Annotated in this window: 7 protein-coding genes; 1 reads left to right on the forward strand and 6 read right to left on the reverse strand. The window is 74.0% G+C overall.

Annotation, left to right across the window (positions count from 1 at the left end; genetic code table 11):
* Positions 1 to 54: 54 nt before the first annotated feature.
* The gene (locus AMK22_RS15225; RefSeq protein ID WP_073785272.1) at positions 55 to 1629 is read right to left on the reverse strand and encodes a 3-hydroxyacyl-CoA dehydrogenase; all 1575 of its coding nucleotides are present in this window, start codon (positions 1627 to 1629) and stop codon (positions 55 to 57) included.
* Positions 1630 to 1892: 263 nt separating this feature from the next.
* Between AMK22_RS15225 and AMK22_RS15230 the strand changes: the two genes are divergently transcribed.
* Positions 1893 to 3122, forward strand: a complete 1230-nt coding sequence (locus AMK22_RS15230) for an acetyl-CoA C-acetyltransferase (protein WP_073785274.1) — start codon at positions 1893 to 1895, stop codon at positions 3120 to 3122.
* A gap of 11 nt (positions 3123 to 3133) precedes the next feature.
* On the opposite strand, the gene AMK22_RS15235 is transcribed toward AMK22_RS15230, so the two are convergent.
* The 5 genes from AMK22_RS15235 to AMK22_RS40840 form a co-directional block, all read right to left on the reverse strand.
* Positions 3134 to 4162 (reverse strand): NAD(P)H-dependent flavin oxidoreductase, encoded by a 1029-nt coding sequence (locus AMK22_RS15235; RefSeq protein ID WP_073785276.1) that lies wholly within the window; start codon positions 4160 to 4162, stop codon positions 3134 to 3136.
* A gap of 74 nt (positions 4163 to 4236) precedes the next feature.
* Positions 4237 to 5196: a dihydrodipicolinate synthase family protein gene (locus AMK22_RS15240; protein WP_073785348.1), complete on the reverse strand. Its 960-nt coding sequence runs from the start codon at positions 5194 to 5196 to the stop codon at positions 4237 to 4239.
* Between the two features lie 171 nt (positions 5197 to 5367).
* On the reverse strand, positions 5368 to 5736 hold the full coding sequence (locus AMK22_RS15245) for a hypothetical protein (RefSeq protein WP_158072051.1): 369 nt from the start codon (positions 5734 to 5736) through the stop codon (positions 5368 to 5370).
* A 471-nt stretch (positions 5737 to 6207) separates the two neighbouring features.
* The gene (locus AMK22_RS15250) at positions 6208 to 6993 is read right to left on the reverse strand and encodes a FadR/GntR family transcriptional regulator (protein ID WP_073785280.1); all 786 of its coding nucleotides are present in this window, start codon (positions 6991 to 6993) and stop codon (positions 6208 to 6210) included.
* Positions 6994 to 7182: 189 nt separating this feature from the next.
* Positions 7183 to 7466, reverse strand: a 284-nt coding sequence (locus AMK22_RS40840) for an LPXTG cell wall anchor domain-containing protein (protein ID WP_143203564.1), incomplete at its 5' end; no start/stop codon positions are given.

Genomic DNA, 7466 nt, shown 5'->3' on the forward strand with positions numbered 1-7466 from the left:
GGGCGGGGAGCCACCGGGTCGAGCGCCGGGGCGCCCCCGCCCGCCGCCGCGCGGCTACGGGGCGTCCGTGCCGTTCGCGCGGTCCGCACCGTCCACGCAGTCGTCGGGCGACGTCCCCGGATCCGTCAGCGCGAGACCGAGCAGGGCGCGCTCGGTCACCCAGCGGCTCGGGCGGTGGCGCGGGTCGCCCGTCGTGCGGTGCAGCGCCCGGTGCAGTTCCAGCATCCGGGCGGCGCCGATCCGGTCGCCCCAGGCCAGCGGGCCGACCGGGTAGCCGAGCCCGGCCGTGACGGCCAGGTCGATGTCGGCGGGGGAGGCGATGGAGCGTTCCGCGATCGACGACGCCACCGACACGATCGACGCCAGCAGCCGCTGTGCCACCGAACCCGCCGTGTCCCGCACCACCGAGACCGCGTACGCGTCGCCGTCGCGCGCCCGGCCCAGTACCGCGCGGGCGTCGCGCGCGGCGGCCGGATCCGCCGCCGGGGTCACGGCCAGCACCCGGCGCCGCCCGGCCGCGGGCAACGGGTCGACCCCGAAGGAACGGCTCGCGGGCAGCCCGTGCTCGGCGACGGCCGAGGCCACCGACGTACCCCAGACCGGAACCAGCACGATCGCCCCGGACGTGGGTTCGGCGCCCGTCTCCACGACGGCGCCCGCGGCCGTCAGGGCCTCGCGCAGTGCCGCCGCGTCGCCCTCCCCGGGACCGGAGCCGTGGACGAACACGGGACGGTCCGCGTCGCCCGTGACGGGAGGCTCCGGGGCTTGGGCGGGGGCGTCGGGGCCGTACGCGAACCAGCCGCGCCCGGTCTTGCGGCCGTGCAGCCCGGCGGCCACCCGGTTCGGAGTGAGGTAGGAGGGGCGGAGCCGGTCCGCGTACCGGAACCCCTGCCAGATGGAGTCGATCACCGCGGCCGTCACGTCCAGACCGGTGAGATCCATCAGCTCGAAGGGGCCCATGCGCAGACCGAGCACGTCACGGGCGATCCGGTCGATGTCGGCCGGCTGCGCGACCGACTCCTCCAGCAGCGCGAGGGCCTCCGTCACCAGGCCGCGACCGGCGTGATTGACGAGGAAGCCGGGGGTGTCGGCGACGGTGACGGCGCGGTGCCCGCAGCCCTCGACGAACGCGGTGAGGGCGGGCGGGATCTCCGGGCGGGTGGCAGCGCCCGGCACGATCTCGACGATCCGCATCAGCGGCACCGGATTGAAGAAGTGCAGCCCGGCCAGCCTGGTCGGGTCCTTCAGCGTGGCGGCGATGCGGGTGACCGACAGGGACGAGGTGTTGGTCGCGAAGACCGCCGTCGCGGGCAGCACCTGTTCGAGCCGGCCGAAGACCTCCGTCTTGGTGCCGAGATCCTCCCGCACGGCCTCGACGACCAGCTCGACGTCGGGGCCCGGTGCCCATGGGTCGTCGAGCGGGACCAGCCGCTCCAGGGCGGCCGCGGACTCCTCGGCGGACGACCGGCCCTTCTCCACGGCCCGTTCGAGCATGGACCGTACGAAGTCCACCGCGGCCGTCACCGCTTCCGTCCGCGCGTCGCACAACTCGACGGTGTGTCCGGCGGTCGCCGCCCACTGGGCGATGCCGCGGCCCATGGCCCCGGCGCCGACGATCCTGATACGCATGGCGGTTGAGGTCCTCTCGGGGTGACAGGTGATCCGACCCAGCGACGATAGACGCGATCGCGGCGCGCGGTCCGGTTCCCGGGCGATCCCATGACGCCGACCTGCCACCGGTTTCCGGCGGGGCAGGGGCTATTGATCACCGTTGCCCGCGAAATTAGAGTCGCGTCGGGACTACCGTCCGGTGATCCGGGACCAAGGGCCCCGACCGTCGGGAAGGGCGCCCGCCCACCCGCCGCACGACCTCACCACCGAAAGGTCACGCCGTGCCCGACCAGCAGCCCGACGTCGTCATCTGCGAACCGCTGCGCACCCCCATCGGCCGCTTCGGGGGAGCGTTCGCCCGGCAGACCCCGGCGGCCCTCGCCGCACGCGTCGTCACGGAGGTCCTCGCCCGCACCGGCATCGATCCCGGGGCGGTCGACGAGGTGATCCTGGGGCACGCCTATCCCTCCGCCGAGGCCCCCGCCATCGGCCGGGTCGTCGCTCTCGACGCCGGACTGCCCGAGACCGTCACGGGCATCCAGATCGACCGCCGTTGCGGCTCCGGGCTCCAGGCCGTTCTCGACGCGGCCATGCAGATCCGGGCCGGCTTCAGCGAGGTCGTCGTCGCGGGCGGCGTCGACGTGATGAGCGCCGCCCCCTACTACACGCACGAGGGCCGCTGGGGCATCAAGGGCCCCGGCCTCCAGTTCCACGACGCGCTGGCCCGGGGCAGGGTCACCGCAGGGGGCCTCCATCACCCCGTCCCGGGCGGCATGATCGAGACCGCCGAGAACCTGCGCCGCGCCTACGGCATCGGCCGCGCCGACCAGGACGCCCTCGCCCTGCGCTCGCAGCAGCGGGCCGCCCGGGCGGCGGCGGAGGGACGGTACGACGCCGAGATCGTCCCCGTGACCGTACGGACCCGCAAGGGCGAGACGGTCGTCACCGTCGACGAGCACCCCCGCCCCGACACCACCGCCGAACAACTCGCCGCGCTGCGCCCGGTCATGGCCGGGTCCGACCCCGACGCGACCGTGACCGCGGGCAACGCCAGCGGCCAGAACGACGCGGCCGCCGCCTGCCTGGTGACCAGCGCAGCCACCGCCGAACGGCTCGGTCTGAACCCGCTGGTCCGACTCGTCTCCTTCGCCCGCGCCGGGGTGCCCGCCGCGACCATGGGCCTGGGCCCCGTCCCCGCGACCCGCGCCGCCCTCGACCGCGCCCGGCTGACGCTCGACGACCTCGACCTGATCGAGATCAACGAGGCGTTCGCCGCCCAGGTGCTCGCCTGCACCCACGAACTGGGGCTCGGCGAAACCGATCACGAGCAGCGCGTCAACGTCAACGGCTCCGGCATCTCGCTCGGCCATCCGGTCGGCGCGACCGGCGCCCGCATCCTCGCCACCCTGGCCCGTGAGATGCACCGCCGTGAGGCCCGCTACGGCCTGGAGACGATGTGCATCGGCGGCGGCCAGGGCCTCGCCGCGGTCTTCGAACGCGTCCGGCCCTGACACGCGGGGGCTCAGCGCGTCGTGTGCGCGCCGGGGTTGTCGGTACGCCGCTGTCCCTCGGCACCGCTCCGGAGTTCGAAGGACAGGCCGGCGCATGCCGAGGCGAGAGCGCGCTCGGCCCCCGACACGAGGTCGGCGACGATGTCGGCGGCCGGTTCGACGGCGGTGACGAGGTCCAGTCCCTCACCGGCCCAGACCGGAACGGCGTCGAGATCGCCGCGCGCGACCGCGTCGCGGAACGCCTGACGGACGGCGGTGTCCCGGCTCAGTTCCTCCTCACGGCCGCGCCACCGCTCCAGGAACGCGTTGCGCAGGGTGCGGGCGGTGTAGGGGTGTGGCCACTCGGCATCGCGCGCGATGTCCAGCACCCTGCTCCGTTCCGTGTCGCCGCCCCGGGCGTCGATGAGGGCCTGGACGACCCCCGGCGGCACCAGGGCCTCGGAACCGACCTGGAAACGGGTGCCCACCAGGGCACCCGCCGCCCCGAGCGTCAGCGCGGCGGCCACCCCGCGCCCGTCGACGATGCCGCCCGCGGCGAGCACCGGGACCGGCGCGACCAGATCCACCACCGCGGGGACGAACGGCAGGGTGCCGCGCGTTCCACCGTGCCCGCCCGCCTCACCGCCCTGGGCGACGATCACGTCGGCCCCGGTGTCGCGCGCCCGTCGAGCCTCCTCCAGATCGGTGACCTGCACGATCAGCGCGACGCCCGCCTCACGGACCTGCGGGGCGAAGCGGCCGGGATCGCCGAAGGACAGCATCACCGCGTCCGGTCCGTGCTCCAGGACCCGGGCCACGGTCTCCGGCCCGACGGCCCACGTCCACAGGCCGACACCCCAGGGCCCTGTGGACCGTTCGGTGACGATCGCGAGTTCGCGTGCCAGCCAGTCCGGCTCGCCCCGGCCACCACCGACCAGCCCCAGCCCGCCGCTGTTCGACACCGCCGCCGCCAGGGCACCGCCCGCCGAGCCGCCCATGGGGGCGAGCGCGATGGGGTGCCGCAGCGCAAGGGCCCGGGTGAACGCCGTGGAGAAGGACATGTGACGCATCATCGTCCATCCGGGGCCGTCCCGTAAGCCTTCACGTCACCGCCGCGTCGAACGGGAGGCGGTGCTCAACGGACCGGGGTCAGCCCGGCGGCACGCAGACGCCGGGCGACCAGGGCGACCGACTCGGCATTCAGCGGGATCTGCGGGAACGCGGTGTCGGCGCACTCGATGACGCCCAGCAGACGGAGCGCCGCCTTGAACGAGCCGAGCGCCGACGAACTGCGGCCCATCTCCGCCTCGGGACCGGCATCGACCATGGCGAACAACTCCACGAGCCGCTCCTGCTCCTTCGCGGCGAGCGCCCAGTTCCCGGCCCGCGCGGCGTTGTACAGCCGGACGTACCCGGCCGGGTCGACATTGCCGATGCCCGGTACGACGCCGTCCGCACCGGCCAACAGCGCTGCGTCGACGGTGAGTTCGGAACCGGTGAGCACACTGAACCGCGGCGCCGGGCCCTTCTCGCGGCCGTCCCGTCCGCCCAGCCCGACGAGCAGCCGGCGCAGTGCGCCCTCGTCGCCGCTGCTGTCCTTGAGCCCGGCGAGCGTGCCGTCCTCGGCCAGTTCGCGTACCAGGGCGACGGGCAGCTTGCTGTGCACCGCGACCGGGATGTCGTACGCGAACAGTGGCAGATCGACCGCCGCGCGCAGCCGCCGGAAGTGCCCGGCGACCTCCTCGGGATGGGTCCGGGTGTAGAAGGGCGCGGTGGCGACCAGGGCGTCCGCGCCGAGTCCGGCGGCGGTCCCGGCGTGGTCGATCACGCGTGCCGTGGTCGTGTCGATGACGCCCGCCAGCACCGGGACCCGGCCCGCGACCGCCTCGACCACCGTCCGCAGCGTCGTGGCCCGCTGCTCGTCGGTGAGGTACGCGACCTCACCGGTGGAACCGAGCGCGAACACCCCGTGCACCCCGCCGTCGAGGAGACGCTCGACGAGCCGGGCGAGGGACGCGGTGTCGACCTCCCCCCGGGAGTCGAGCGGAGTGCAGACCGGCGGGACGACGCCCCGCAACGGTGTGGTCAGGGACATGGCGGTGACTCCCACTCGGTCGAGGCGCCGACCCGTGGCCCGGTTCGGTCGCACGGGAACGAGAAGACATGAGACGTAAGATGTCCTATGTCTCGCTCACCATAGGCAGAAGCTCCGGCGACCGGTCAAGTGCCGTTCGAGGAACGGAAGATCGTGTCGGACCGGCCGCCGTCACGGCCGATGCATGCGGCCGTACAGAGAGCTCGCGGTGCCGTTCAACGCGGCACGGCTCCACGCCTCCACGTCGGCGGGCCCCATCCCCGCCCAGTCGGGCGTGTGCCCGCCCGGGAACCCCGGCGTGACCCAGGCGGTCCGCAGCAGTTCCAGCGGCTTCGGACGGTCGCGCAGCGCGGTCAGCGGGATCGTGCCCCGCCACACCAGATGTCCGGCGGGCACGGGCCGTACGTCGAGCGCGACCAGCGCCCGGGTGACGGAACGGTGCCCGTCCGCGCCGACCACGACGTCGCACTTCCGCTGCCCGTCGCCGGTGCGGAACAGGGTTCGGCCGGAGGCGGACCGCCCGACGGACACGACGGGCACTCCCCGGTGGTACGCGCCCTCCCCGACCTTCGCGCGCAACGCCCGTCACAACAGCCCCCAGTTGCACGCCGTCACCGCGGCCTGCTGGCGGGCCGGTTCGCGCGAGGACCGCCCTCCCGGCGCCCGGGCGATCCAGACGCGGTCGGCATGTCCGTGCCCAGACAGCCACCCGTCACCAGCTCCCGGTGCAGCGACGGCGGGACGACGATGCCGAACCCCCGGTCCTGCAGCGCGCCGCCGCTTCTCTCGTGGACGGTGACGTCCGCCCCGGCCGGACCCCGGCGCTCGCCATGGCGCAGCCGGCGATGCTGCCTCCGACCACTCCGACGCGTAAGTTCGCCCCGATGCGTGAATCCGTCACTGTCATCCGTGCTCCCGCATGTTGACACCCCGACAGGCATCGAGCCGCCTCCGTCGTCGCACCCGGAACGTGGCCGGGGCCCGTGTCCGCACGGCTGTTGTGCCGATGGTTCAGCGCCGGGCCGGGCCGTTCCCGTCCCGGCGGCCCCGGGACCGGGCGTCCCGCTCGCGCTCCCGGTCGTGCCGGGCGCGCGCCTCGGAGATCCGGCGCCTGACCGGCGCGTAGTGCTCGCTCAGCGCCCGCGCGAAGCCGGGTACGTCCTCGGCCCGCGCGGCGTCCACGATGCTCTGGTGCGAGGCGATCGTGGCCGTCTCGTCGGCGTGGGTGAAGCCGTCCAGATGCGGTGCGACGATCGCGTACACGTCCCAGAAGGCCATCGAGAGCTGGCCGACCAGTTCGTTGCCCAGCGGCGCCACGAGCAGGGCGTGGAACGCCCGGTCCGCCTCGACGAAGCCGTGTCCCTCCTGCGCGCCGGTCGCTCGCATGGTGGCCACCAGGCCGTCCAGCGCGTCGAGTTGGTCGTCGGAGAGCAGCGCGACGATCCGCTCGGCCATTCCGCGCTCGAAGAGTTCCCGCACGTCGACCAGGTCGGCCAGCACCCGGAAGTCGTCGCCGGGGGAGAGCAGCCCGCGGAACGCCAGGCTCTCCACGAGGGCGGACAGGCTCAGCCTGCCCACATAGGTGCCGTGTCCGTGCCGCACCTCCACGATGTCCAGCGCGGCGAGGATCTTGACCGCCTCGCGGACGCTGGAACGGCTGGCGCCGAGCGCCTCGCACAGGGCCGGCTCGGGAGGCAGCGGATCCCCGGGGCGCAGCCGCTCCTCGAGGATGTGACGCTTGATGCCCTCGACGACTTCCTGCCGGAGCGACCGCCGACCGGACCTCGCGCCGGACATGCGTGGAACCCCCACCTCTCGACCCTCTGCCTCTCGGCCCTCCCGCTCGTCGGGCCGGGGCCCCACGCTACCAAGGCATCAGACATCCGATGTTCCGTGGCGACGGGCATGCGGAAGGTCCGTCGGTGCAGCCCCGGCTGCACCGACGGACCCGTCCGTCACCTGCCTGTCGGCAGTCGGTTGCGCGCGTCAGCCCTTCGAGGCGCGGGTGCGGCGCACCAGCAGGGCGCCACCGAGTACCAGCGCGGCGCTCGCACCGCCGGCCAGACCCAGGTTGGTGTCAGCACCGGTGTGTGCCAGCTGCGGCTTGTGGTGGTGCTGCCAGTGCGGCTTCTCGTGGTTCGACTCGTGCTGCCAGTGCGGCTTCTCGTGGTTCGACTCGTGCTGCCAGTGCGGCTTCTGGTGGTCTGACTCGTGCTGCCAGTGCGGCTTCTGGTGGTTCGACTCGTGCTGCCAGTGCGGCTTCTGGTGGT

The organism is Streptomyces sp. CB01580 (assembly GCF_001905795.1).
Lineage (GTDB): Bacteria > Actinomycetota > Actinomycetes > Streptomycetales > Streptomycetaceae > Streptomyces.

What these genes read in the sequence shown, in the direction of transcription:
- AMK22_RS15225 (WP_073785272.1), bottom strand. Translation starts at nt 1,629, where the DNA reads ATGCGTATCAGGATCGTCGGCGCCGGGGCCATGGGCCGCGGCATCGCC.
- AMK22_RS15250 (WP_073785280.1), bottom strand. Translation starts at nt 6,993, where the DNA reads ATGTCCGGCGCGAGGTCCGGTCGGCGGTCGCTCCGGCAGGAAGTCGTC.
- AMK22_RS15235 (WP_073785276.1), bottom strand. Translation starts at nt 4,162, where the DNA reads ATGTCCTTCTCCACGGCGTTCACCCGGGCCCTTGCGCTGCGGCACCCC.
- AMK22_RS15240 (WP_073785348.1), bottom strand. Translation starts at nt 5,196, where the DNA reads ATGTCCCTGACCACACCGTTGCGGGGCGTCGTCCCGCCGGTCTGCACT.